General features: G+C 75.3%; 25 protein-coding genes. 10 read left to right on the top strand and 15 right to left on the bottom strand.

Annotation, left to right across the window (positions count from 1 at the left end):
• Positions 1-4: 4 nt before the first annotated feature.
• Positions 5-388: a hypothetical protein gene (locus ACN27D_RS32820; protein ID WP_358172090.1), complete on the bottom strand. Its 384-nt coding sequence runs from the start codon at positions 386-388 to the stop codon at positions 5-7.
• A 96-nt stretch (positions 389-484) separates the two neighbouring features.
• On the opposite strand from ACN27D_RS32820, the gene ACN27D_RS32815 reads away from it, so the two are divergent.
• The gene (locus ACN27D_RS32815) at positions 485-1105 is read left to right on the top strand and encodes an L-threonylcarbamoyladenylate synthase (RefSeq protein ID WP_091418190.1); all 621 of its coding nucleotides are present in this window, start codon (positions 485-487) and stop codon (positions 1103-1105) included.
• Positions 1106-1181: 76 nt separating this feature from the next.
• Positions 1182-2756, top strand: coding sequence for a Na+/H+ antiporter (locus tag ACN27D_RS32810; protein WP_421500864.1), 1575 nt, complete (start codon positions 1182-1184; stop codon positions 2754-2756).
• 42 nt (positions 2757-2798) lie between these two features.
• Here the strand turns inward: ACN27D_RS32810 and ACN27D_RS32805 are convergent, their stop codons facing one another.
• On the bottom strand, positions 2799-3731 hold the full coding sequence (locus ACN27D_RS32805; RefSeq protein ID WP_421500863.1) for a superoxide dismutase: 933 nt from the start codon (positions 3729-3731) through the stop codon (positions 2799-2801).
• Between the two features lie 115 nt (positions 3732-3846).
• The gene (locus ACN27D_RS32800) at positions 3847-5277 is read right to left on the bottom strand and encodes an endo-1,4-beta-xylanase (protein WP_421500862.1); all 1431 of its coding nucleotides are present in this window, start codon (positions 5275-5277) and stop codon (positions 3847-3849) included.
• A 383-nt stretch (positions 5278-5660) separates the two neighbouring features.
• Here ACN27D_RS32800 and ACN27D_RS32795 point away from each other — a divergent pair, with 383 nt between their 5' ends.
• Positions 5661-6506 carry a S1 family peptidase gene (locus ACN27D_RS32795; RefSeq protein ID WP_421500861.1) on the top strand — a complete coding sequence of 282 codons (846 nt, stop codon included), beginning with the start codon at positions 5661-5663 and terminating at the stop codon, positions 6504-6506.
• Between the two features lie 42 nt (positions 6507-6548).
• Here the strand turns inward: ACN27D_RS32795 and ACN27D_RS32790 are convergent, their stop codons facing one another.
• The 3 genes from ACN27D_RS32790 to ACN27D_RS32780 form a co-directional block, all read right to left on the bottom strand.
• Complete coding sequence (locus ACN27D_RS32790) at positions 6549-6908, bottom strand: hypothetical protein (RefSeq protein WP_252449063.1); 360 nt, start codon at positions 6906-6908, stop codon at positions 6549-6551.
• Positions 6909-7006: 98 nt separating this feature from the next.
• Entirely contained in the window at positions 7007-7345 is a 339-nt protein-coding gene (locus ACN27D_RS32785) for a putative quinol monooxygenase (protein ID WP_194799377.1), read from the bottom strand.
• Positions 7346-7385: 40 nt separating this feature from the next.
• Positions 7386-8348: a hypothetical protein gene (locus ACN27D_RS32780; protein WP_393379888.1), complete on the bottom strand. Its 963-nt coding sequence runs from the start codon at positions 8346-8348 to the stop codon at positions 7386-7388.
• Between the two features lie 176 nt (positions 8349-8524).
• Here ACN27D_RS32780 and ACN27D_RS32775 point away from each other — a divergent pair, with 176 nt between their 5' ends.
• Complete coding sequence (locus tag ACN27D_RS32775) at positions 8525-8830, top strand: DUF1330 domain-containing protein (RefSeq protein ID WP_121684686.1); 306 nt, start codon at positions 8525-8527, stop codon at positions 8828-8830.
• Positions 8831-8834: 4 nt separating this feature from the next.
• On the opposite strand, the gene ACN27D_RS32770 is transcribed toward ACN27D_RS32775, so the two are convergent.
• Entirely contained in the window at positions 8835-9578 is a 744-nt protein-coding gene (locus tag ACN27D_RS32770; RefSeq protein WP_358172099.1) for an N-acetyltransferase, read from the bottom strand.
• 71 nt (positions 9579-9649) lie between these two features.
• Here ACN27D_RS32770 and ACN27D_RS32765 point away from each other — a divergent pair, with 71 nt between their 5' ends.
• Entirely contained in the window at positions 9650-10072 is a 423-nt protein-coding gene (locus ACN27D_RS32765) for an acyl-CoA thioesterase (protein WP_121684684.1), read from the top strand.
• A 7-nt stretch (positions 10073-10079) separates the two neighbouring features.
• Here ACN27D_RS32765 and ACN27D_RS32760 read toward each other — a convergent pair whose 3' ends face one another.
• A complete protein-coding gene (locus ACN27D_RS32760) occupies positions 10080-10739 on the bottom strand; it encodes a response regulator transcription factor (RefSeq protein ID WP_334458468.1) in 660 nt (219 codons plus the stop codon).
• A complete protein-coding gene (locus tag ACN27D_RS32755) occupies positions 10727-12010 on the bottom strand; it encodes a histidine kinase (protein ID WP_421500860.1) in 1284 nt (427 codons plus the stop codon). The genes ACN27D_RS32760 and ACN27D_RS32755 overlap by 13 nt, the downstream gene beginning before the upstream one ends.
• Before the next feature lie 282 nt (positions 12011-12292).
• Here ACN27D_RS32755 and ACN27D_RS32750 point away from each other — a divergent pair, with 282 nt between their 5' ends.
• The 4 genes from ACN27D_RS32750 to ACN27D_RS32735 all read left to right on the top strand — a co-directional run bounded on the left by ACN27D_RS32750 (position 12293) and on the right by ACN27D_RS32735 (position 15342).
• Complete coding sequence (locus tag ACN27D_RS32750; RefSeq protein ID WP_421500859.1) at positions 12293-12787, top strand: DUF998 domain-containing protein; 495 nt, start codon at positions 12293-12295, stop codon at positions 12785-12787.
• A 4-nt stretch (positions 12788-12791) separates the two neighbouring features.
• Positions 12792-13079: a DUF1905 domain-containing protein gene (locus ACN27D_RS32745; protein ID WP_120569760.1), complete on the top strand. Its 288-nt coding sequence runs from the start codon at positions 12792-12794 to the stop codon at positions 13077-13079.
• Positions 13076-13933, top strand: coding sequence for an SIR2 family NAD-dependent protein deacylase (locus tag ACN27D_RS32740; protein WP_421500858.1), 858 nt, complete (start codon positions 13076-13078; stop codon positions 13931-13933). Before ACN27D_RS32745 ends, ACN27D_RS32740 begins: the two co-directional genes overlap by 4 nt.
• Positions 13934-14115: 182 nt before the next feature.
• Positions 14116-15342 (top strand): low temperature requirement protein A, encoded by a 1227-nt coding sequence (locus ACN27D_RS32735; RefSeq protein ID WP_421500857.1) that lies wholly within the window; start codon positions 14116-14118, stop codon positions 15340-15342.
• A 30-nt stretch (positions 15343-15372) separates the two neighbouring features.
• Here ACN27D_RS32735 and ACN27D_RS32730 read toward each other — a convergent pair whose 3' ends face one another.
• Positions 15373-15918 (bottom strand): hypothetical protein, encoded by a 546-nt coding sequence (locus ACN27D_RS32730; RefSeq protein ID WP_252449052.1) that lies wholly within the window; start codon positions 15916-15918, stop codon positions 15373-15375.
• Positions 15919-15988: 70 nt separating this feature from the next.
• On the opposite strand from ACN27D_RS32730, the gene ACN27D_RS32725 reads away from it, so the two are divergent.
• Entirely contained in the window at positions 15989-16567 is a 579-nt protein-coding gene (locus ACN27D_RS32725; protein WP_120569765.1) for a TetR/AcrR family transcriptional regulator, read from the top strand.
• Positions 16568-16572: 5 nt separating this feature from the next.
• Here the strand turns inward: ACN27D_RS32725 and ACN27D_RS32720 are convergent, their stop codons facing one another.
• The 5 genes from ACN27D_RS32720 to ACN27D_RS32700 are packed head-to-tail and all read right to left on the bottom strand — an operon-like array spanning position 16573 to position 23666.
• Entirely contained in the window at positions 16573-19314 is a 2742-nt protein-coding gene (locus ACN27D_RS32720) for an ATP-binding protein (protein WP_421500856.1), read from the bottom strand.
• Positions 19315-19362: 48 nt separating this feature from the next.
• Positions 19363-20784 (bottom strand): hypothetical protein, encoded by a 1422-nt coding sequence (locus tag ACN27D_RS32715; RefSeq protein ID WP_421500855.1) that lies wholly within the window; start codon positions 20782-20784, stop codon positions 19363-19365.
• Positions 20785-20792: 8 nt separating this feature from the next.
• A complete protein-coding gene (locus ACN27D_RS32710; protein ID WP_421500854.1) occupies positions 20793-21335 on the bottom strand; it encodes a hypothetical protein in 543 nt (180 codons plus the stop codon).
• 11 nt (positions 21336-21346) lie between these two features.
• Positions 21347-21913: a hypothetical protein gene (locus tag ACN27D_RS32705; protein WP_252449048.1), complete on the bottom strand. Its 567-nt coding sequence runs from the start codon at positions 21911-21913 to the stop codon at positions 21347-21349.
• A gap of 46 nt (positions 21914-21959) precedes the next feature.
• Positions 21960-23666 carry a sugar ABC transporter permease gene (locus ACN27D_RS32700; RefSeq protein ID WP_421500853.1) on the bottom strand — a complete coding sequence of 569 codons (1707 nt, stop codon included), beginning with the start codon at positions 23664-23666 and terminating at the stop codon, positions 21960-21962.
• Positions 23667-23755: the final 89 nt, after the last annotated feature.

The raw sequence follows: 23755 nt of genomic DNA, 5'->3' as shown, positions 1-23755 counted from the left end.
TGAGTCAGGCGGCGGTGGCCGCGAGGCTCCGTGCGCCGGTCCGCGCCGCGCCAGTGCCCGGCTCACCCGCGGCACCGGCCTGAGCGGCGCCCGGCTGCCCGTCGCCCGGCTGCCCGGCGGCGACGGGCCGCGGCGAGGCGGACTGCGTCGAGGCGCCCGGCTGCCGCGGCGCGGCGGACTGTCGCGGCGTCCGGGCGGCGCTCAGCCCCGCCTGCGCGTTGTTCCAGGCGGCGCACGGCCACGCCGCCCCGGCGCAGCTCGGGCTGGCGCAGACGCGCTCCGCGTCCGGCTGGTGCGCGTCGGCCACCGCGGCGGCCAGGTCCCACAGCAGCGGATCGGTCACCTCCGCGGGGCGGTCGGCGACGCGGTCTGTGCTGGCTTCGGACATGATTCGGTCCCCCTGTCGTGAACGGCCCCCACCTGTTTCCGGAAACCGCCCGGGCCAAACCTGCGCCCGCCGCAACGCGGACATAGGCTGACCGGCGTGGCGAGGTACTACGACCTGCATCCGGACAACCCCCAGCCCCGCGTGATCCGGCAGGTGGTGGACCTGCTGCGCGCCGACGGGGTGATCGCCTACCCGACCGACTCCTGTTACGCGCTCGGCTGCCGGATCGGCAACCGCGACGGCGTGGAGCGGATCCGGGAGATCCGGCGGCTCGACGACCGGCACCCGTTCACGCTGATGTGCGCCGACTTCGCCCAGCTCGGCCAGTTCGTCAAGCTCAGCAACGCGGTCTTCCGGCAGGTGAAGTCCGTCATCCCGGGCAGCTACACGTTCCTGCTGCCGGCCACCGCCGAGGTGCCCCGCCGGTTGCAGGACCCGCGGCGGCGGGTGGTCGGGGCACGCGTACCCCGGCACACGGTGACCCAGGCGCTGCTCGCCGAACTCGGCGAGCCGCTGCTGACCAGCACGCTGCTGCTGCCCGGCGAGGACGAGCCGATGACCCAGGGCTGGGAGATCAAGGAACGGCTCGACCACCTGGTCGACGCCGTGGTCGACGCCGGGGACTGCGGGCTGGAGCCCACCACAGTGGTAGACCTGTCCGGCCCCGAGCCGGAGATCCTGCGCCGCGGGGCCGGAGACCCGTCCCGCTTCGAGTAACGATCACCCGTTCCGCCGCGCCGGGCCGCCGTCGTAGGGCACCGTGATTCCCGGCGGACGGTGACGGGGGTACGGCGTGGAAGCACTCGTGCTGATCACCGTGCTGGGTGCCACAGTGCTCGTCGGCACCACGATCGGCGGTCGCTACAGCGTCGCGCCGCCGGTCCTGCTGATCGCCATGGGTGCGTTGATCGGCCTGCTGCCGCCGTTCGACAACCTGGTCCTCGAACCCGAGGTCGTGCTGGTGCTGTTCCTCCCGGCGATCCTCTACCGGGAGAGCCTGGTCATCAGCCTGCGCGAGATCCGGGCCAACCTGGTGGTGATCATCGGCCTCGCCGTCGTGCTGGTGATCGTCACGATGGCCGCCGTCGCGTTCACCGCGCAGGCCCTCGGCGTGCAGCCGGCCGCGGCGTGGGTGCTCGGCGCGGTCCTGGCCCCGACCGACGCGGCCGCCGTGGCCGGCCTGGCCAAGCGGATGCCGCGCGGCATCCTCACCACGCTGCGTGCGGAGAGCCTGGTCAACGACGGTACGGCGCTCGTGCTGTTCGCCGTGGCGGCCGGCGTGGTCGCGGGCGGGACGGTGCCCGGTGCGCTGACGCTCACCGGCGAGTTCGTCGGCAAGTCGCTCGGCGGGGTGGCCGCCGGCCTGCTCGTCGGCGCGGTCGTGGTGCTGATCCGCAAGCACGTGGACGACCCGATGCGCGAGGGCGGGCTGAGCATCCTCACCCCGTTCGTCGCGTTCCTGCTCGCCGACGCGGTGCACGCCAGCGGCGTGCTCGCGGTGGTCGTGTCCGGGCTGTTGCTGTCCTACGCCGCGCCCCGGGTGATCCGGGCCCGTTCCCGGGTCACCGCGTTCGCGTTCTGGGACCTCTCCACGTTCATGGTCAACGGTGGTCTCTTCGTGCTGCTCGGTACGCAGGTGCCGCGTTCGCTGCGCAGCATCACCAGCCACTCGCCGGCCGCGTCGCTCGGCATCGCGGCGCTCGTCGCGTTGGTCGTGGTGGTGATCCGGCTGGTCTGGGTGCACCTGTCGGTGTCGGTGCTGCAGCGGGTGGACCGGCGCGAGTCGAGCCGGGCGCGGCACTTCGACGCCCGGATGCGTACCGCGGTGGGCTGGGCCGGGTTCCGCGGCGCCGTCTCGCTCGCCGCCGCGCTCGCCGTGCCGGTCACCATGCACGACGGCAGCACCGTGCGCGAACGGGATCTGATCATCTTCGTCACCGTGGTGGTGATCGTGCTGATCATGCTGGTGCAGGGCACCACGCTGCCCGCGGTCGTGAGCTGGGCCGGCCTGACGGGGGACAGGGAACGCGACGACGAGGTGCGCTGGGCCCGGATCCGGGCCACCGAGGCCGCCCTGGAGGCGCTGCCCCGGGCCGCCGACGACGTGGGCGCCACGCAGGACACGGTGGACCGGCTGCGCGCCGACTACGAGGAGCACCTGGCCGCGGCCCGCGACCCGGACGCCGAGGAGGCGGACGGGGAACGGGAGATGGCCCGCCGGCTGCGGCTGCGGGTGCTCGACCACAAGCGGCAGGAGATCACCCGGCTGCGCAACACCAGGCAGATCGACGACGTGGTGCTGCGGCAGCTCCAGGCGGCCATCGACATCGAGGAGATCCGGCTGCTCGGGCCGGAGATGGAGGAGTGAGCCGGGCCGGCCGCCACCGGCAGGGGCGGCGGCCGGCGTGGCTCAGCGCGGGTCGACAGCGACCACCGTGTACGGGGTGGTCGGCGTCGGCGGGGTGGTGAACCGGCCGTTCGGCAGGTAGAGCCGCCCGAGCGCGGCGGCGACGGTGGTCGGCACGTCGAAGCCCAGGTCGGTGATGACCCGGCGCAGCGTGCCCGTGGTGCCGGCGCGGTTCAGCTCGACCACGGCGACCTGGTTGAGCCGGTTCTGCACCACGTACAGCGTGCGGCCGAGCAGCAGCAGGCCGTCGCCGTTGAGGAACGTGGCGCCCGGCACGTCGACGGCTGTGGTGGCGCCGGTGGCCGGGTCCACCCGGAACAGCGTGCCGGTGTTCGACTGCACGACGATCAGCGCCCGCCCGTCCGGGGTGGGCACGATGCCGTTGAGGTTGACGCCGGTGCCGGTCTGCTGGAAGTCGCCGGTCAGCGGCAGCGTGGTGAAGGCGTCGGCGGAGGGCAGCTTGCCGCCGCGTCCCAGCGGCAGGCGGTAGAGCACCGGCCGGTTCGAGTCGGTGAACCAGGCGGCGTCGCGGGTGAGCGTCACGTCGTTGACGAACGTCGGCGCCTCGGCGAACCGGTAACGGGCGAGCACGGCGCCGGTGCGGGTGTCGATCACCCGGGCGTCACCGGCGGTGCCGCCGGCGACGAAGAGCCGGCCCCGCGGGTCGATCTTCAGGCCGAGCGAGGGGGTGCCGGTGGCGGGGCTGACCTGCTTGCCCGCTCCGGTGATCAGGTCGGCGCGGTAGATCTCGCCGGTGGCTCGCGACCCGAACCAGGCGTACCGGCCGGCGGCGGCGACGCCTTCCGGCTGGAAGCCGTCGGGCAGCGCGATGACGCTCGGGCGGCGGTCGTGGGCGGTGGCGGGGGCCGGGGCGGCGGTGGTGACGAGGGCGGCGGTCAGGGCGACGCCGAGGGCGGTCCTGATGCGTCGGTTCACTGTGGTCCTTCCGGCGAAACGGTGGAACAGGACCCACCCCACTGTACGGTCGGCGGCCGTTGCCCGCCGGGGACGCGACCCGGCACGGTGGTCCCGTGCCGGGTCGCGCCGACGGTCAGCCGGCCGCGCAGGCCGGCGTGCCGGAGGGCGCGGTACCGGTGCCCTGGAATCCGAACTCGGTGGTGCCACCGGCACCGACCTGACGGTTGTAGTCCACGTTGCGGAACGTCACCGCACCGGTGGTGCCGCTGGCCTGGGCGCTCCAGGTGTTCGTGATCGCCGAGCCCGAGGGCACGGTGAGCGACACGGCCCACCCGTTGAGCCCACTGGAGCCCGCGGTGATCCGGACGTTGGTGACGAAGCCGCCCGGCCACTGGTTGGTGGTGAACGTCGCCGTGCAGGCGCCGGTCGGCGGGGGAGTCGTCGGCGGCGCGCTGGTCGGCGGCGTCGAGGTGGGCGGGGTGCTGGTCGGCGGCGCGGTGGTGGGCGGCGGGGTGCCGCCCTCGTTGAGCGCGTTCAGCACGGCGGTGTACGCCTGCTTCTTGTTGCCGCTGCCGTCGAACAGCAGCGGGGTGCCGCTGGCCCGCCAGGAGTCGGTGTCGCGGATGCCCCAGACGGTGATGCCGTTGCAGCGCGGCACGGCCAGGCAGTCCCGGGTCACGTTGCCGTACGAAGTGGCCTGGCTGCTGCCCGAGCCCTCGATGTCCAGCTCGGTGATCTGCACGTCGACGCCGAGCGCGGCGAAGTTCTGCAGCGTGGTTCGGTAGTTGCTCGGGTACGGCGACCCGCTGTTGAAGTGCGACTGGAGCCCGACGCAGTCGATCGGCACGCCCCGGGCCTTGAAGTCCCGGACCATGTTGTAGACGGCCTGGGTCTTGGCCCACGACCAGTTGTCGGTGTTGTAGTCGTTGTAGCAGAGCTTGGCGCCGGGGTCGGCGGCGCGGGCGGCACGGAACGCGGCCTCGATCCAGTCGTTGCCGGTCTGCTGGAGGTTCGAGTTGCGGCGGGCGCCGTTGTTGCCGTCGTCGAACGCCTCGTTCACCACGTCCCAGGAGTGGATCTTGCCCCGGTAGTGGGTGGCGACCTGGGTGACGTGGTTGATCATCGCCTCGCGCAACGCGCTGCCGGACAGGCTTCCCGTCCACCCGGGCTGCTGCTGGTGCCAGAGCAGCGCGTGGCCGCGTACCCGCATGCCGTTGGCCTGGGCGTGCGCGACGAGCCGGTCGCCGGCGCTGAAGTTGAACTGGTTCCGGGACGGCTCGGTGGCGTCCCACTTCATCTCGTTCTCGGCGGTGACCATGTTGAACTCGCGGTTCAGGATGCCGACGTACGTGCTGTCGGACAACTTGTTCACCGCCACCGCCGTGCCGAAGTACCGGCCCTGCTCCGCCGCCGACGCGCCGAGCGTCGTGCCGGCGCTGGCACTGGTCGCCACCGCTATCGTGGCGGCGACCATCGCGGCCCCCGCCACCATCGCGACCACAGCGGTTCGCGGGCGTGACCGGGCTGCCGCGCTCCCGCTGCCGCGGGCGAGCACCTTGTCCATCTGAACGCCTCTCTAGCCTGTCAATGGGATCGGCTCGCCTCGGCCACCGCCCGCCACGACGTCGGCTCCGCGCGGCCGCCCGGTGGCCGCGCCAGGTGGGGGAGTGACTCCCCGGCACATCGTGAGTGGATCGAAGCGAATCTCTGCCCGGAGCCTACCGGAAGCGTTCCGAAAACTTAATCACCTCGATATGTCGACATCGGGGCCCGCGGTGCCGGGTGGGCGGGCGGGATCCGCGTGTGGGCACGGCCTGCGGGCGCGCCCGTGCCGCCCGCCGTGGCTCCGGAAGTTTCGGGGGTCGCCGGTTCTGCCGGTTGAGTCGATCGAGCCTGCGGACCGATGCTTGGTGAATCGACCGTAGACGATGGAAGAGGTGCCGGAGCATGCGCCGACCCGCGCTCGTCGTACTCGTCCTCGCCGCCCTGCTCGCCGGCACCCCGGCGGTCGCCCGGGCCGGCGCCGCCGCACCGCCGCCCGACCCCGCCGCGCTCGCCGGGATCCGCACGCCCGGCACCGCCTGGGAGCACGACCCGGCCACCGGCCGGCTCAAGGTCACCGCCGACGACACGGTACGCGGGCGCGAGCTGGCCGCGTTGCGGCGCGCCGCCGACCGGGCCGGTGCGGTGCTGCGCCACGAACCCGGCCGGCTGCGCACGCTCATCGCCGGCGGCCAGGCGATCTACGGCGGCGGTGGGCGCTGCTCCCTGGGCGCGAACGTGCGCAGCGGCACCACCTGGTACTTCGTGACCGCCGGGCACTGCACCCGCCTCGCCGCCACCTGGTACGCCGACAGCGCCCGCACCACGGTGCTCGGCAGCCGGACCGGCAGCAGCTTCCCCGGCAACGACTACGGCGTGGTCCGGTACACCGGGACCGTCGCCCACCCGAGCGCGGTCCACACCTACCCCGGGCAGGTCACAGTCACCGCCGCCGGCAGCGCGTACGTCGGGCAGGCGGTCTGCCGCAGCGGCGCCACCACGGGCGTGCGGTGCGGCACCGTCACCGGGCTGAACGCGACTGTCAACTACGCCGAGGGCAGCGTCACCGGGCTCATCCGCACGAACATCTGCGCCGAGCCGGGCGACAGCGGCGGACCGCTCTACGTGGCCGCGACCGGCACCGTCATCGGCGTCCTCTCCGGCGGCAGCGGCAACTGCACGAGCGGCGGCACCAGCTACTACCAGCCGATCCTGGAGATCCTCGCCGCGTACGGCCTGACCATCCCGTGACCGGCGGTGCGGCCGGGGCGCCCGACGCGCCCCGGCCGGTGGTCAGCCCGCGCAGTTGTTGTTGCGCACCGGCCGGGTCAGCCGCTCCTGGTCCCCGAACGCCGCGTACACCCGCAGGTAGCACGGCAGGTCCACGTCACCGTAGTAGCTGACGACCTGGTCGTCGTAGTGCGTGGTGCCGCTGTCGGTCACCTGCCACGTGCCGCCGTCACCGGACTGGATCTCCCAGTAGACGTCGCCCGAGCAGCCGTCCAGGCCGCGCGACCAGGCGATCAGGTTCGCCCCGTTGTAGACCTCCGACTGCACCAGGGTGCAGGCCGCGGCCTGGGCCGGTGTCGCGACCGCGAGCAGGCCCGCGGCCGTCATCGCCCCGGCGCCGAGCGCCGCCATCAGCTTGCGCATGCTTCAGCTCCTCCACGGTGGATGGTGGACCTTTCCGCCGAGGGTAGCGGGAGGTGAAAACAAGCTTCAATGCCTGAGCGGTAAACCGTGGGAAATCTTCAGCTCGCGGCGTCGCCGGGCACGGCCATCTCGCCCAGGCGCGACCAGTCCTGCTGCGGCACCGTAACGTTGACGATCCTGGGCGTCTCGGCCAGGTGCGGCGGCAGCGTGCGCTGGGCGGTCCGGAAGTGCTCCGACTGCACGTGCGCCGCGCCCGCCTCGTCGTCGCGGAACGCCTCGACCAGCACGTACTCGGTCGGGTCGTCCAGGCTGCGGGACCAGTCGAACCACAGGCAGCCGGGCTCGGCCCGGGTCGCGGCGGTGAAGTCGGCGGCGATCTGCGGCCAGTTGTCGGCGTCCTCCGGACGGACCCGGAACTTCGCGGTAATGAAGATCATGGGATCAGGCTACCCAGGCCGGACAGGCCGCCGTGCGGCATCAGCTCTTGGCCGCCGGCCCGAGCAGTTCGGCCGCCCGCCGGTCGGCGAACGCGGTGACCGCCTGCTGCCCGGCGCCGAACACGATCGCCAGGCCCAGCAGCGCGGCCGTGCTGCTCACGCTGGTCTCCACCAGGCCGCCGATGACCAGCATGATGCCGACCACCGCCACCAGCGGGCCGATCGCGAGCTTCAGCAGCCCCTGCTGGAACGGCAGCTTGTAGGGCAGCCCGCCGGACCGTGAGGTGATCATCGAGGGCAGCGCGCTGAGGAACGCGCCGAGCGCCCCGGCGATCAGCACGAAGAACAGCAGCCGCCAGGCCGGCACGCCACCGGCGTCGGTCGGCGCCTCCAGCAGCCGTACGTCGTGGCTGCGCCACTGCACCAGCACCACCAGGATCTCCGCCACCAGCGCGAACACCGACAGCCCCAGCATCCGGTTGCGCAGCCGGCGGGCCGACTCGTGGAACTCGTCGGACGCGGAGTGGTAGCGCAGCAGCAGTGCCTGCACCCGGGCGCGCAGCAGCGCGTCGGAGGGGGTGCCGGCCGACGGGTCGAGATCGGTGAGCACCTTGTCGTCGGCCGGCAGCACCTGCGCCGCCGCGCTCCGGTACGCCGGCAGCAGCCCGGTCAGCTCGTCCGGGCTGCGCAGCGCCACCATCCCCCGCTCCACCGAGTGGATCGTCTGCCACGCGTACTCCAGGTTGCCGCCGCGCAACCACTCGACCACGCCGCTGCGTCCGAGCACCCCCTCGACCCCGGACAGCTGCGCGCGCAGCGCCCCGGCCCGCTCCGGGTCGCGCGCGGACAGCACCGCGAGCTGCTGGTACAGGTCGTCGAGTTTGGTCCGGACGCGGACCTGCCACACCGCGCCGGGAACCGGCGCGGCGGGCCGGACCAGCCGGTCCTCCGGCGCGTTCCGCGGACCGGGTATGGCCTCCGGCTGGGTCTCCTGTCCGATCATCGTGCCCCACCTCTTTCCCCCCACCCGGCGCGGGGCGCGCGCGAGCCTGCCACCAGTATTCGCAGGTCAGAGGCATAATGGCTAGCGCACAACGGACAGTCGGCCGGGTCGCGGCGGCGGTGGCGCCGACCTGACGGACGACACCGCGGCGCTCGGGCGGTCGGTAGCCTGAGCCGGTGACCGTCTACGCCCTCGCACAGCTCACCATCCACGACCGGGCGCGCTACGACAGGTATGCCGCCGCCTTCCCGCCGGTGCTGGCCCGCTACGGCGGGAAGCTGCTCGCCGCCGACACCGCCCCCCGCGTGGTCGAGGGCGACTGGCCGCACCAGAAGGCGGTACTGCTGTCGTTCGACAACCGCGAGGACTTCGAGCGCTGGTCCACCTCGCCGGAGTACCGGGAGATCTCCCGGGACCGGGAGGCGGCCACCGAGGGCGTGGTCCTGCTGCTCGACGGGATCGGTCACGCCTGGCCGGCCTGAGCCGTCAGAGCCGGTGGCGCACCCACACGTTGGGCTCGACGTACGCGGCGTGGTCGTGGTCGACGTCGACGAGCACCGGCGTCAGCGCGCCCGGCACGCGTACCGGGCCGGAGGTGTCGAACGGCAGCCCGGTCCAGCGCCGCCAGTCGGCGAGCGTGCCGGTCACCGTCATCGACCGGGGCGCGATTCGCTCGACGACCCCGCCCGCCCGCACGTGCACCCGCAGCCACGGGTCGGCCGGCAGCCCGTCCGGGCCGCGCCGGGCCACGTACTCGGTCATCGGCACGTCCGGGACGGCGGCCTTGCCGTTCGGGCGCACCGGCGCCACCAGCGTGTCGAAGCCCGCGCTGGCCACCGCCGCGCGCATGGCCGCGAGCATCAGCCCGGACAGCCCGCCGCCGCGCCGGTCCGGGCGCACGCAGATCTCCAGCGCCGACACCAGGTTCGGAGTGGACCCGGTGAGCCGGCCCAGCGTGGCCCGCTGGATCACCCGGTCCCAGCCGCCGTCGGGCAGCTCGTCCTCGGTCCAGCGCAGCGGCACCGCGTACCCCCGGGCCACCGCCCGGCCCGGCTCGGCCGGGTCGACGGCGGCGAAGACGAACTCGGGGTACGTCTCGTGCGCGACGCCGTAGTAGATCGCGCCCATCGGGTCCCAGAGCATGAACGGCGGCCAGGCGCCGTCGAAGTCGGCGTCCAGCAGCGGCGCCAGGTCGGGCCGCTGCGCCAGGGTCACGATCTCCACTGTCACGCCGGGCAGGCTAGAGCCGCGTGGCCCGGACCGCACGCCGTTTTGTCGGCGCCGGTGGCTAGGCTGCCGGCATGGCAGATCCGTTCCGGGTGCGCGTCACCGTGCGCGGCTACGAACTCGACACGCAGGGGCACCTCAACCAGGCGGTCTACCTCCAGTACGCCGAGCACGCCCGCTGGGAGTGCCTGCGCGCGTCCGGCATCGGCCAGGACCGGCTGCTCGCCGGCGGCGTCGGGCCGGTCGCGCTGGAGGTGACGGTGCGCTACCTGCGGGAGCTGCGCGGCGGCGACGAGGTCGACGTGACCTGCGAGTTCCACTGGGGCGAGGGCAAGACGTTCCGGATCGGCCAGGAGTTCACCCGTGCCGACGGCACCCCGGTCGCCTCGGTGACCGGCGTCGGCGGGCTGCTCGACCTCACCGGGCGGCGGCTCGTGGCCGACCCGCGCGAGCGGTTCCGGGCGCTGGCCACCGACCCCGTGCCGATGAACCTGTGACGCCCGGTCAGCCCGCCGCGCGCAGGTAGGCGAGCACGGCGAGCACCCGCCGGTTGGTGTCCTCGTCCGGCGGCAGGCCGAGTTTGGCCAGGATGTTGCCCACGTGCTTGCCGACCGCCGCCTCGGTGACGTACAGCCGGGCCGCGATGGCCGCGTTGGAGTGGCCCTCGGCGACCAGGCCCAGCACCTCCCGCTCACGGGGGGACAGCGTGCCGAGCGGGTCGCGCGGACGCCGCAGCAGGTGCCGCACCACGTCCGGGTCGACGGCGGTGCCGCCGGCCGCCACCCGGCGCAGCGTCGCGGCGAACTCCGCGACGTCGGCCACCCGGTCCTTGAGCAGGTAGCCGACCCGGTTGCCGTCGCCGCTGTCGAGCAGCGCGGCGGCGTACCCGCTCTGCACGTGCTGGCTGAGCACCACCACGGCGAGGTCCGGGCGTTCGGCACGCAGCGTGACGGCCGCGCGCAGGCCGTCGTCGCGATGCTGCGGCGGCATCCGGATGTCGGTCACCAGGAGGTCGGGCCGGTGCGTGCGCACCGCGTCGAGCAGCTCCGGGGCGGAGCCGACCGCGGCGTCCACCGCGAAGCCGAACCGGGTCAGCAGGCCCACCAGGCCCTCCCGGAGCAGCACCTCGTCCTCGGCCAGGACGACCCGGGTCACGGACGGCACGGCAGCTCCACCCGCACGAGGGTAGGCCCACCGGGCGGGCTGGACAGCAGCAGCCGCCCGTCCGCCGCGGCCACCCGGTCCGCGAGCCCGGTCAGGCCGGTGCCGCGCGCCGGGTCGGCGCCGCCCCGGCCGTCGTCGCGTACCTCCACCACCAGCAGGCGGTCGGTACGGGTCAGCCGCACCTGCGCCCGGGTGGCCCCGGCGTGCCGGGCGACGTTGCCGAGCGTCTCCGAGACCACGTACCAGGCGGTGGTCTCCACCAGGTCGGGCACCGGGCGGGTCAGGTCGGCGTGCACGGTGACCGGGACGACCGACCGGGCGGCCAGGTCGCCGACGGCGGCGGCCAGACCGAGTTCGGTGAGCTGTGGCGGGCGGATGCCCTGCACTATGCCGCGCAACGTCACCATCAGCTCCTTGGCCTGCTCGTGCGCCGCCGCGAGCGGCTTCGCCACCGGGGAGTCGTCCGGCACGTCCAGGCGGGCCAGCCCGAGCTGGAGGGTGAGACTGGTCAGGCGTGGCTGCACGCCGTCGTGCACGTCCCGCTCGATGCGGCGCCGCTCCGCCTCGTAGGCGCTCACCAGGCGGGCACGGGACCGGGTCACCTCGCGCAGGGCCGTCCCGGCGGGCGCGTCGTCGAGCAGCAGGCGGGTCACCGCCGCCTGCACCGCGACGAGCAGGCCGGCCAGGTAGACCAGTGCCGGGGCCGCCAGCAGGCCGGCGAAGGCGTACGGCACCGCCTCGGCCGGGGAGTCGACAGTGGCCCAGACCAGCACGATCCGGTCCTCGCCGCCGGCCAGCCAGGGACCGGCGACGAGCGCCGCGTCCAGCAGCACGAGCAGGCCGAACATCCCGTACGCCAACGGCACCGCCGCACCCAGCACGGCCAGGTACGCGCCCTCCCGCCACCCGGTGGCGGTGGTGAAACAGGCGGCGAGCCCGCGCCACCTCGGCGCGGTCACCGGGCGGTCGTCGACCAGGCCGAGGCGCCACCGCTCGAACGCGGCCACCGGCGCGCCGGCCAGCGGGGCGAGCGCCACCACCGCCAGCGCCACCACGGCCAGCGCCGCCAGCGCCCCGGCGTCGACCGGGCGGCCCCGCCGCAGCGCGGCGGCCACCAGCAGCAGCGGCGCGGCCACGACCGCCGCGCCGAGCGCCGCCGCGCCGGCCAGGGGCAGGGTCGTGACGGCGTACGCCAGGGCCCGCCACGGCCACGCGGAGAGCAGGTAGCGGCGGCGGCGCAACGCGACGGCCAGCCCGTGATCAACTGTCATGTCCCGACGCTAGCCAGACCACGCCGCCCGGCCCAGCCGGTTGGACCCCGCTCTCCGGGTAGGTCTGGCCCTACCCCGAACCGGCCCGCCACGCCCCGTGCGCCGGGCCGCCCCGGGACGGTGCACTCGGCGGATGAGAAACCGCCTCGCGGGCGCCTGCTGGCTGCTCGCCACCGCGTCGTTCCTGGCCGCCAACGTCATCGTCGGCCTGGCCTGGGACCAGCCCCGGTTCAGCTGGGCCGAGCACAACATCAGCGACCTCGGCAACGTCACCTGCGGCGTGTGGGACAGCAGCCGGCCCCGCCCGGTCTGCTCGCCGTGGCACCCGGCCATGACGCCGTATTCGTCGGCACCGGGCTGCTGCTCGCGCTGGGCGCGCTGCTCGCACACCGCGCGCTGCGCCCGGGCCGCGCCGCGGCCGTCGCCGTCGCGTCGATCGTGGCCGCCGGGTCCGGGTACGTGCTGGCCGGCCTCCACCCGGCGGACGTGGACGAGAACCTGCACGTGCTCGGCGCGCTGCTGGTCTTCGCGCCCGGCAACGCCGCGCTGCTCGCCGCCGCGCTCGCCCGCCGGTCGCCGCTGCTGCGCGAGCTGCGGACCGTCAGCGTGCTCCTGGGCCTGCTCGGGCTCGCCGGCACCGTGCTGTTCCTGTCCCGGGTGGACGCCGGCATCGGCGTGGGCGGCATGGAACGCGTCGCCGTGTTCCCGCTGTTCGCCTGGGTGACGGCGGCCGGGCTCCGGCTGCTGTGGTCGTGTCGGTCCCGGCCCCTATCCTGACCGGATGGAGCTGGCGTTCAGCGGCGAGGTGTGGTTCTGGCGCGGCCCGGCGCCGTACCACTTCGTCACGGTGCCCGACGAGCAGAGCGCGGCGATCGAGGCCGCCTCGGCGTCGGTGACCTACGGCTGGGGCATGATCCCGGTGACGGTCCGCATCGGTGACACCGACTGGCGGACGTCGCTGTGGCCCAAGGACGGCCGGTACGTGGTGCCGCTGCGGGTCGCGGCGCGCCGGGCGGAGGGCATCGAGCTGGGCGACCGGGTCGACGTGCGGCTGACGGTGGACGTGTGACCCGGCCGGAGCTGGCCGAGGCGGGCCGGCTGCTCGCCGCCGCGCGGCGGCCGGTGGTCTTCACCGGGGCGGGCATGTCGGCCGAGAGCGGCGTGCCGACGTTCCGCGACGCGCAGACCGGGCTCTGGCAGCGGTACGACCCGCAGGAGCTGGCGACCCCGGCGGCGTTCCGGGCCGACCCGGCGCTGGTCTGGGGCTGGTACGAGGCACGCCGGCGTGGGGTGCGGCGGGCGCTGCCGAATCCGGGGCACCGGGCGGTGGCGGCGATCCAGGCCCGCCTCCCGGAGACGGTGGTGATCACCCAGAACGTCGACGACCTGCACGAGCGCGGCGGCGTGCCCGCACCGGTACGCCTGCACGGCAGCCTGTTCGCGCCCCGCTGCTCGGCCTGCGCCCGGCCCGCGCCGCTGCCGTCCGACCTGCCGCCGCCCTCCGACGCGCCGGTGCCCGGCGCTCCGGAGGCGCGCGACGAGGCGGAACCGCCCGGCGGGCCCGTGTCGCATGCGCCGGAACCGCAGGACGGACCGCTGACCCCGCCCGCGTGCGCCGGATGCGGCGCGCCCGTGCGGCCCGGGGTGGTGTGGTTCGGCGAGGCGCTGCCGTCGGCCGCGCTGGACGCGGCGGTCGAGGCGGCGACCGGCTGCGACCTGCTGCTGACGGTGGGCACCTCGGCGCTCGTGCACCCGGCCGCCGAGATCCCGCTCGTGGCGGCCCGTCTCGGCGCGCCCGTGGTGCAGGTGAACCCGGTGCCGACGCCGCTGGACGCGATCTGCGCGGTGAACCTGCGCGGCCCGGCCGGCGAGGTGCTGCCCGCGCTGGTGCGTGCCGCCTGGCCGGACGCCGACGCCGGCTGAGCTGCCCACCGCCGCCCTGCCCGTCGCCCTGCCTGACAGCCCAGCCGCGCCGCCTCGTCGTACTGCCCGGCGGGCAGCGGTCCGGTGGGCCGGGCGGGGCGTGATCGCGGGAATCACCCGATTCAACCGTCCGGGGCCGCCTACCGTCGGCGCAGGAGGTGGACCGGCGGAGGGCGGCGGACGTGGGACGCGAACGGGTGCGACGGCGGCTGCGTGCGCCCCGGCCGGGGCCGGACCAGCGCCGGGTCACCCCGTTCGAGATCTTCTTCGACCTGGTCTTCGTCTTCGCGCTCACCCGGATCATGGCGCTGATCGAGCCGCACCCGACCCCGGCCGGGATGGCCAAGGGCCTGCTCCTGCTCGTGCTGCTCTGGGTGGCGTGGCTGTCGTACACCTGGTTGGGCAACCACACGCCCGCCGACGTCGGGGTGGTGCGCGGCGGGTTCCTGGTCGCGATGGCCGCGTTGTTCCTGGCCGCGCTCGCCATGCCGCAGGCGTGGACGCCGGGCCCGGGGCTGGACGGGCCGCTGATCGTCGTGCTGGCCTACGTGGTGCTGCGCGTGGTGCACCTGACGTTGTTCCACTGGGCCGCGGCGGGTGACCCGGAACTGCGCGCCCGGATCCGGTTCTTCGCGTTCGTCAGCGCCGTCGGCTGGGTGCCGCTGCTGCTCGGCGCGCTGCTGGACGGTGCCGCGCACGCGGCGCTGTGGGTGCTGGGCTTCGCCGTCGAGGTGGCCGGTCAGCGGCTGTCGTACGCCCGCCGGGGCGCCTGGCCGCTGCGCAGCCCGACGCACTTCGCCGAGCGGTACGGCCTGGTGCTGATCATCTCGCTGGGGGAGTCGGTGGTGGCCGCGGGGGTGGGCGCGGCCTCGGCGGTCACCGAGCCGCCGGTCCTCGCCGTGGCGCTCGTCGCCTTCGTGGTGACCGTCTGCCTCTGGTGGCTCTACTTCCACCGCACGTCCCCGGCGGCGGCCCGGGCGCTCGCCGCCGCACCGGCGGCGCAGCGGGACCGGATGGCCGCGGACGCCTACAGCCAGACCCATCTGCTGCTCGTCGCCGGCGTCATCTACCTGGCGCTCGGCGTCGAACAGGTGCTGGAGCACGTCGCCGACCCGGAGGCCGGGCCCCGGCTGAACCCCTCGGCGGCGGTGGCGCTGTTCGGCGGCGCGGCCGTCTACCTGGCCGGACGGCTGCTGTTCCGGCGGCTGACCGGGCAGCCGGTGGGAGCGGCCCGGCTGGCCGTCGCCGGGGCGGCGCTGCCGCTGGGCGCGCTCGGGACGGTAATGCCGCCACCGCTGGCGCTGGCCGCGCTGGCCGGGCTGCTGCTGGTCGCGATCGCCGTCGATCGGCTCGGTGAGCCGTCCGCCGCCGGGCGGCCGACGGCAACCGGTGCGCCTCAACCGGTCTGAGGCCGGATCAGCGGGCGTGGCGGGTGACCCTCACGCGCCGCGCGGCGCCCGCTTCGGGAAGACGGTGTACGCGACCGGCCAGAACACCAGCCAGCCCGCCATCACCACGGTGAGCCGGCCGGTCCACGCCCACAGCTCGGCGGTGCGCTCGCCGTCGCCGACCAGGGCGATGCCGGCGAGCAGCACGGCGCAGGCGACCGCCCAGCCGATCATGCCCTTGCCCCACTCGCGCCACTCGTGCCGGGCCCGCGCCATCCCGTACCGGGGGGCCCGGCGCGGGGGAGGGCCGCCGGCGAACCGGTGCGCGAACCGCTGGTCGGCCCAGCGCACCATGCTGTGCCCGAACGCCACCGAGAACCCGAGGTACGCGGCGGCCAGGCCGTGGGCGAACGTGGCGGTGGCGCCCCGGCGCAGGTCGATCATCGTGGCGGCGAGCAGGACGAGGTCGACCACCGGCACGGCGATCAGCAGGGCGGCGCCGAGGCGGGGCCGCCGCAGCGGGTACCGGGCGATCAGCCCGGCGAGCAGCACCACCCAGAACGCCACCTCGCACCCGACGATCACTGCCACGAGCATGCGGACTCCTTTTTTAGTACGCTGTGCGATAACCGTATCAGCGGCCGTCAACCAGGTTCCGGAGGGGCCCGTGCCCAAGATCGTCGACCACGACGCGCGCCGTGCCGAGTTGGCGCGGGCGATGTGGCGGGTCGTCTACCGCGACGGCGTCGGCGCCGCCACCGTCCGCAGCATCGCGGCCGAGGCGGGCTGGTCACCGAGCGCGCTGCGGCACTACTTCGCCACCCAGACCGAGCTGCTGGTGTTCGCCATGGAGCACGTGCAGGCCGAGGCGGCCGAGCGGATCGCCGCCGACGACCGCACCGGCAGCCCGCGCGAGGTCGCCCAGCGGATCCTGGAACAACTGCTGCCACTGGACCGCCAGCGCGTCCGCGAGGCCGAGGTGTGGCTGCTGCTCGCCGCGCGCGCCCAGACCGACCCGGCGGCGCGAACCCGGATGGCCGACGCGGACGACGGCATCCGCCGCGCCGCCGAGTTCGCCGTCGCGCTGCTCACCGGGCAACCGGCCGCCGGCCCCGAGGCGGTCGCCCGGTTGCACGCCCTGCTCGACGGGCTCGCGCTGCACGCGCTGCTGTATCCCGAGCGGATGCCGCCCGCGCGCGCCCGGGAGCTGCTCGGCGCGCACCTGGACACGCTGGTCGCGTCCTGAGCGACTCAGTCGCCCGGCGGCCGGCCCATCGCCGCGCCCAGCTCGGCGCGGCTGGCGATGCCCAGCTTGCGGTAGACCCGGGCCAGGTTGGCCTCCACCGTCTTCGGGCTGATGTAGAGCGCGTCGGCGATGAGCCGGTTGGTCTGACCCCGGGCGGCGAGCCGGGCGACCCGCTCCTCGGTGGCGGTGAGCGTGGTCGGGGCCGGGGTGCGGGCGCCGATGCGGCCCAGCTCCGCCCGCGCCCGGTCGGCGAACGCGGACGCGCCGAGCGCGTCGAACTCGGCCGCCGCCGCGTCGAGCGCCGCCCGCGCCTCCCGACGTCGCCGCACCCGCCGGTACGTGCGGCCGGCGGCGAGCAGGCAGCGGGCCCGGTCCAGTGGCAGCACCCCCTCCGGCACCGCGGCCCGGGCCTGCGTCAGCGCGTCCAGCGCCGCGCCCGGATCCGCCCCGGTCGCGCCGGCCAGCAGCACCCGGCTGCGGGCCAGCCCGAGCGTCGTCCACGGGCGCGGCAGCCGGCGGTGGCGCCCGGCCAGCCGGTCCAGCGCGGCGCGCGCGGTGTCCAGGTCACCGGCGCCCACGCACGCCTCGATCCAGTCCGGCTCGAAACGCTGCCCCAGCGGTTCGGCGATGCCCGACCCGTCCAGATCGGCGGCGAGCGCGCCGTACGCCGCCGCGGCGGTGACCCACTCCCCGGAGGCCAGCGCCACCAGCCCGGTGAGCTGGTGGTGCAGTCGCCGGCTCCACGCGTCGCCGAGGTCGTCGTCGCGGCGCAGCCCGGCGGCCGCGGCGCCCGCCCGCGCCAGCCGCCCCCGGTGCGCGTCGAGCACACCGGCCAGCCAGCTCTCGCCCACCAGCCCGGTGCCCAGCTGCTCACCCAGGTCACGGGCGGCGGCGATGTGCGTACCGGCCTCGGCGAAGCGCCCCGCCAGCAGTTCCGTCTCGCCGAGGTGGGTCAGCACCTCGTGCCGCAGCGGGTCGTCGCCGCGCGCCACCGCCAGGTCCAGCATCAGGTGCAGCCGGGACCGCGCCCGGTCGTGGTCGTCGACCGACTTCCACCAGATCGCCGGCACCGAACCGGCCAGGAAGGACGGTTCACCCGCCTCCAGCGACAGGGCCCGGTCCAGCAGATCGGTGGGCGCCGGGCCGCCGGCGCGTACCTCGTGGAAGAACAGCAGCAGCAGCGCGGCGGTGAGCAGCGGGCGGTGCTCGTCCCGGTCGGACAGGCGGGCGATCGCGGCCCGCGCGTGCCGGCGGGCGGGCTCCGGCTGGTCGTGGAACATGGTCAGGTGGGTGTGGATCCGCCCGGCCAGATCCCCGTCCGGCCCGGCGGCGGCGAGCGCCTGCTCGGCGACGCGGACGGCCGTGACCAGGTCGTCGGCGCACCACGCGACGAGCGCGCGCAGCAGCAGAGCCTCGCCCCGCTCGGCGCCGGTCAGCTCCCCGGCCGCCGCCTCGGCGGCCCGCCCGGCCGCCGCGTAGTCGCCGCCGTCGATGCGGCACTGCACCGCGTCGAGGCGGCGCCGGTTCCGGTCGGCGGCGGCGGACGACGGGGTCAGCTCGGCCGCCCGGGCGTACCAGTCGGCGGCGAGCGCTGAGGCGCCACGCATCCGCTGCCGGGCCGCCGCGGCGGCCAGGTCGGCGGCGACGGCGGCGTCCGGCGCCACGGTGCACCGGGACAGGTGCCGGGCCCGCTCGTCCGGGTCGGCGACCGTGCCGGCGAGCAGCGCGTGCATCCGCCGCCGGGCCCCCGGCGGGATGCTCTCGCGCACCGCCGCCGCGTACCGGGGGTGCGCGAAGTCGACCCGGCTCGGGGTGACCACGACCAGCCCGGCGTCCTCGGCCGCGTCCAGTGCCCCGGCCGGCACACCCGCCGCCGCCAGGTCCCGCAGCGTCGGCACGGTCAGCAGCGCGGCCAGCCGCACCGCGTCCCGGCTCGGGCCGGGCAGCGCCCGCAGCGTCTCCGCGAGCAGCAGGCGCAGCGACGACGGTACGGGCAGGTCCTCGTCGTGCGCGGGCGGGCGGGGCAGCCGCAGCACCGCCCGGGCCAGTTCGATCGCGAGCAGCGGATTGCCGTCGGCGTCGCGGGCCAGCCGGTCGGTGAGCGGACGGCTGAGCGTGCCGCCGAGCCGGGCCGCCAGGACGCGGTGCAGGTCCGGCGGGGTGAGCGGGGGTACGTCGGCGCGCAGCAGCGGATGCCGGCCGGTCGGGTCGTCGTCCAGCCCCAGCGGCACCGGCGCCGGCGGGCTGTCCCCGGTGCGGTGGGTGGCCAGGACGGCGGGCCACCGGGTCAGCCGGCGCAGCGCGAACCGCAGCGCCCGGGCGCTCGGCGGGTCCAGCCACTGCGGATCGTCGACCGCGAGCAGGACCCGGGGCGCGCCGGTGACCGCCGCGTCGAGCAGCGTGCGGGTGGCCGCGCCCACCGCCCGCTCGTCCACCGCGCCGTCGTGCTCACCGGTCAGCAGCACCATGTCGGCGGCCACCCGTTGCGGCGCGGGCAGCCCCGGCAGCGCGTCGGCGAGCGGGCGCAGCACGTCGGCCAGAGCCGCGTACGGCAGCGCGGTCTCGGCCTCGGTGGGCGCGGCGGACAGCACCCGCCAGCCGGTCCGCCCGGCGTGGGCGACCACTGCTCGCCAGAGCGCGGTCTTGCCGATGCCGCTGGGACCGTCGAGCAGCACCGGCGTACCAGAGGTCAGGGCACGCCACACCCGCTCGACGACCGCGTCGCGGCCGACCAGTGCGGCGTCCATGGCGGGATGGTGGCACAGCCGCGCCCGCGAACCCAGCGTCGGCGCGGCCTAGCCCGGAAGCTGTCCGCATATCGAGACGGGCGGGATCACCTCCTGGTTGCGGTAGACGGCGGCGCTCCAGCTCGGCCCGCCCGACGCCACGATCGGCGGGATCCGGGGCGCCCGGGACGGGCTGAGCAGGCTGAGGAACTTGTTGATCACCTGGACGACGGGTTCCAGGATCCGGTAGCCGATCCCGAACCGCGCATGCACACCGAGCCCGACGCCCCGGCACAGCGCGTACGGCGCGCCGAGCGCGGAACCGATGGTGGCGCCGTACGAGGCGATCAGCTCGAACCAGATGCCGGCGGTGAACAGGAACGCGCTGATCCCCATGGTGAACCGCACGCCGTGCCGGACGACCAGGCCCATCACGCCGACCGGCACGCCGGTGAGCGAGTCGAGCAGGCTCACCCGGCGCGCGAACCCCTCCGTCACGCGCGAGCCCACCTGGCCGTTCGCGTAACCGAACCCGAGCCTGCCGGCCAGCGCGTACTCACCGGCGCCGCGGAACGTGCCCCGGCGGGCGCCGAACGCGGTGGCCACCTCCAGCGTCTGGCTCACCGTGAAGGACAGCGGCAGGCCGGCGACCAGCCCGATCGGGAACGCGATGTCGACCGGGACCGGGAACGTGCGGCGGTGGTTCTGCCCGCCGTCGATGCCGGCGGTGAAGTCCACCTTGATGCCGAAGCCGCCGCCGATCTCCAGCTCGGCCCGGGTCACCTTGCCCGCGCCGACCGCCAGGTGGAACGACGCGGTGGGCCGTCCGACGGTGAGCGTGACGGTGCCGGCCAGCCGGAGCCCGCCGTCGTCGTACGTGAAGTGCGTGCCGACGCCACCGGCGCAGCAGAACGTCCGCACCCGGTAGCCGTGGGCGGTGGCGCCCGCCTGCCCGCCCGGCGCCGGTGGCGGCTGCGCGGGCGCGACGGCGAGCGGACGCGACCGGCCCAGCGTGCCGCCGGCCGCCGCGACCTCCCGGGTCCACGAGGGTTCACCCGCCACGTAGACGGTCGGGCGGTCGAGGGCGACGTCGTCGCCGCCGAACGTGCCGTCGCGGATCACCTCGGTGAGCGTGACCGGTCCGATCGTGACGACCAGGTCACCGCCTTCCTCGGCCAGTTCGAGCACCCGGCCCACGCCGCGTCCGGTGAGGAACATGACCCGGCCGGGCGCGAGCCGGTCCGCGTCGCGCGCTCCGGGGTCGAGCCGCCAGGTCAGCCCGTCCGGGCTCACCGACCGCACGGTCCGGCTGCCGCCGCCGACCAGCACCACGTCCGGTTGCAGCGTGACGTCCTTCCCCGGCGCCGGGGCCTGCCCGTACCGGGGCTGCCCGCCGTCGCCCCCATCCGCCGGGCCGGGCGTGGGCCCGCCGCAGCCGGTCACCAGGAGCAGCGCCGCCAGGCCGGCCGCGAGCAGCCGTCGGCCGCGCACCGGCCGCCTCACATCCGGCCGGCGACGGTACGGGCGAGCCGTTCCAGCGGCGCCCGGTTCTCCTGCGGGTCGTTGAGCCGCACCAGCCGCACCGCGACCCACAGCTCGCCCTTGCGCAGGAAGAACGCCTCCGCGGTGAGCAGCGCCTCGTCGGCCGTCCCGGCCAGCTCACGGATCTCGTGCCCGAGCTGCCGTTCGATGTCGAGGTACTTCTTGGCGCCCTCGCCCACGAACACCTCGACCTGGGCGGTCGGCCCGGTCACCGGCCCGGTGTAGGTGCACGACTGCCCGGCCACCACCGGTTCGTCCAGCGCCGTGCCGGCGAGGCGTTCCGCGTCGGCCTTCGACACCAGCGTGCACGCCTGTGGGGCGGCGTCGTCCACCGGTCCGGCGCTCGGCTCGGCCGGTGCCTCCCCGGTCGGCTCGGCGACCGGCGCGCTCGCACCGGGCGGAGCGCCGCCGGCGGCCGGCGGTTCGTCGTCGCCGCAGCCGGCGGGCGCGGTGAGCAGGGTCGCGGTCAGCGCGAGCGCGACCAGTCGGCGGCTTCGCATGCCGGCCCCGCTCAGGCCGGGATCGCGTCGAGCGTACGGCGCAGGATCTGTTCGTTGCCCGCGGTGCCGCCGCCGAAGCTGCTGATGGTCACCGTGTACGTGCCCTTGCCCTCGATCAGCACCGCCTCGCCGCGGATGTCCTTGACCGCGAGGTAGCCCCGCTCGCCCCGGTCCAGGTCGACGACCTTCTCGTACTGCTGGCCGGCCTGGTCGTACTGGTAGTCGTAGGTGGCCTTGCCGGCGGTGGCGGAGGCGGTGGTGACCGCCAGCTGGGCGATGCCGTCGCCGAACGAGCAGTTCCCCTCGTCGCGCAGCTTGCGGTCGACCAGTTCGGAGACCTGGGCGGCGGTGAACGGGCACGGGGGCCGGACGTCGTCCACCGCGCCCGCGTCCACGTCGCCGCCGTCCTCGCCCGCCGCGGAGCCGGCCGGCCCGCCGTCGACGATCCCGTCGCCGGAGTCGCACCCGGCCGGCGCGAGCAGGGCGAGCAGCAGCAGGGGCAGGATCAGCCCTCGCGGGAGCCCGCCGTCGCGGCGGGCACGGGCGGTCCGGGCCGGTGTGAGCGCGTCAGTTGCCATGGCTCGACGCTAGGCGCGCCGTCACCGGCCGTAATCGGGGGTTTCCCTATGCGGTGACCTTGCCGACGGGCTCGCCGGCCCTGGCCGGCGGCGCGTCCGCGCCGCTGCGCCGTCCCACCCGGATGGCGAGCCGATCCACGTAGCCGACCATGAGCGCGACGAACAGCAGCACGAACAGGAGCAGCATGGGCAGCGGCAGGATCAGGCCCAGCGGAAGCTCGCCGCCGGCGCCGAAGGCGCGGCCGGCGATCATCGTCACCAGCGCGGGAGCGGTCAGGCTGTCCGGGCCGCGGCCCACCAGCATCCCCCACAGCGGCGACTGGACGTGCGCCAGCCAGGTCGCCAACGTGGTCACGGCCAGCATCGGCAGCGCCGGCAGCAGCAGGGTACGGCCGACGCCGCCGCCGGAGCGCCACCGCTCGTGCTGGCCTCGGAACAGCAGCGTGAACGCGAACAGCGCGGGCACCGACAGCCAGGTCGGCGGCACCAGGCCGAGGAACAGGCCGAGCTGGTCGAGTTCCCTGGTGCGCTCGAAACCGGCGATGGCCAGCGGGCCGACGCCGACGAACAACCACGGCGCGAACGGCACCAGCAGCAGTTCGCTGTAGCGCCCGAGCGGGCGCAGCGCGCCGATCCCGAACCCGGCCAGCGCGGCGAGCGCCACCGCGACGAGTGTGGACAGCAGCGGCGGCACCCAGGTGTTGGCGAACAGGTTCGAGGTCTCGACCCCCCGGGGCAGGGGCCCGGTGTCGGCGGAGAGGTTCCGCAGCCACGGCAGCGACGCCCAGACGGTCACGCCGAGGACGACGACGAGCGCGACAGCGGTCAGCCCGACGAGCAGCGGCCGGCGGCCGGAGTAGGACTCCGCCTCCCGTACGGCCGGGCCGTCCCGCCAGCCGTCGAACTCGATGCGCAGCCGGGTGGCCAGGATGAGCGCCACCGCGGCCAGTCCGAGCAGCCCGAGCAGCACCAGCAGCAGCGTCGACGTGGCCGATCCGGCGCCCAGGCGCATCGTCCGGAACGAGGTCTGCGCGGCGGTGAACACCGGCGTCGCCGTGTCGTCGCCGCCCGGCCCGCCGCCGGTCAGGATGTACGGGGCGGTGTAGGTCTGCAGGGCGGCGGCGAGAACGCTCAGGCCGAGCAGCCCACCGACGGCCAGCATGGCGGGCGCGGGCCGCTGGTCGGGCTCGCGGCGGCGCAGGGCGCTCAGGTACAGCGTCGCGGCCACCGCGACGACCAGCCCGAACGTCACCTGTGCCAGCGCCGAGACGAGGAGCGTCCGGGGAGACTGCAGTTCCTGGGTGAAGGTGCCGTTCTCGATGCTCTCGGCGCGCCGGCCGAGGAACACCGCGACCGGCGCGTACGCGGCGAGCGGCAGCGCCAGCACGCCCCGGGTGACCAGGCGGGCCACCCGGCCGGCCCGGTCGGCGACGATCGCGAGCAGCGGCGCGGCGAGCAGCGCCACCGCCAGCGGGATCAGGCTTAGCAGCACCGCGAGCCCGACCTGCCCGACGAATCCGGAGGTGAGGGCGGCCTCGTAGTTCGCCGTGCCGACCGACTCGCCCGAGCCGCGCGGCCCGTCACCCTGGAAGCTGCGAGCCACTGTGGACAGCGTCGGCAGGACGTACGACCAGATCCAGGCGATCACCGCCGGGACGACCAGGGCCAGCCCGATCAGGGCCCTCCCCGGACGGTTCGGCGGCGTGAGCGGGGGCACTGACGCTGTCGCCTGCGGTGCTGCCGGCTGGTTCATCGGGACATCCACCCTCGAAGATCGACGATCACGGCCGCCGCGACGATAGCCGACCCGGTCAAAACCGGCAGCGCCACCGGCCCACGTCG

This window comes from Micromonospora sp. WMMD1274 (genome assembly GCF_049179035.1).
GTDB lineage: Bacteria > Actinomycetota > Actinomycetes > Mycobacteriales > Micromonosporaceae > Micromonospora > Micromonospora tulbaghiae.
Note: the sequence above shows the minus strand (reverse complement) of the source record. Positions and strands in the feature narration are given on the sequence as shown.

Coding starts and splice junctions, on each gene's coding strand:
- ACN27D_RS32730 (WP_252449052.1), bottom strand. CDS start 15,918: ATGCTCGTGGCAGTGATCGTCGGGTGCGAGGTGGCGTTCTGGGTGGTG.
- ACN27D_RS32700 (WP_421500853.1), bottom strand. CDS start 23,666: ATGAACCAGCCGGCAGCACCGCAGGCGACAGCGTCAGTGCCCCCGCTC.
- ACN27D_RS32720 (WP_421500856.1), bottom strand. CDS start 19,314: ATGGACGCCGCACTGGTCGGCCGCGACGCGGTCGTCGAGCGGGTGTGG.
- ACN27D_RS32745 (WP_120569760.1), top strand. CDS start 12,792: ATGGAGCTGGCGTTCAGCGGCGAGGTGTGGTTCTGGCGCGGCCCGGCG.
- ACN27D_RS32785 (WP_194799377.1), bottom strand. CDS start 7,345: ATGATCTTCATTACCGCGAAGTTCCGGGTCCGTCCGGAGGACGCCGAC.
- ACN27D_RS32705 (WP_252449048.1), bottom strand. CDS start 21,913: ATGGCAACTGACGCGCTCACACCGGCCCGGACCGCCCGTGCCCGCCGC.
- ACN27D_RS32780 (WP_393379888.1), bottom strand. CDS start 8,348: ATGATCGGACAGGAGACCCAGCCGGAGGCCATACCCGGTCCGCGGAAC.
- ACN27D_RS32765 (WP_121684684.1), top strand. CDS start 9,650: ATGGCAGATCCGTTCCGGGTGCGCGTCACCGTGCGCGGCTACGAACTC.
- ACN27D_RS32755 (WP_421500860.1), bottom strand. CDS start 12,010: ATGACAGTTGATCACGGGCTGGCCGTCGCGTTGCGCCGCCGCCGCTAC.
- ACN27D_RS32790 (WP_252449063.1), bottom strand. CDS start 6,908: ATGCGCAAGCTGATGGCGGCGCTCGGCGCCGGGGCGATGACGGCCGCG.
- ACN27D_RS32710 (WP_421500854.1), bottom strand. CDS start 21,335: ATGCGAAGCCGCCGACTGGTCGCGCTCGCGCTGACCGCGACCCTGCTC.
- ACN27D_RS32820 (WP_358172090.1), bottom strand. CDS start 388: ATGTCCGAAGCCAGCACAGACCGCGTCGCCGACCGCCCCGCGGAGGTG.
- ACN27D_RS32800 (WP_421500862.1), bottom strand. CDS start 5,277: ATGGACAAGGTGCTCGCCCGCGGCAGCGGGAGCGCGGCAGCCCGGTCA.
- ACN27D_RS32795 (WP_421500861.1), top strand. CDS start 5,661: ATGCGCCGACCCGCGCTCGTCGTACTCGTCCTCGCCGCCCTGCTCGCC.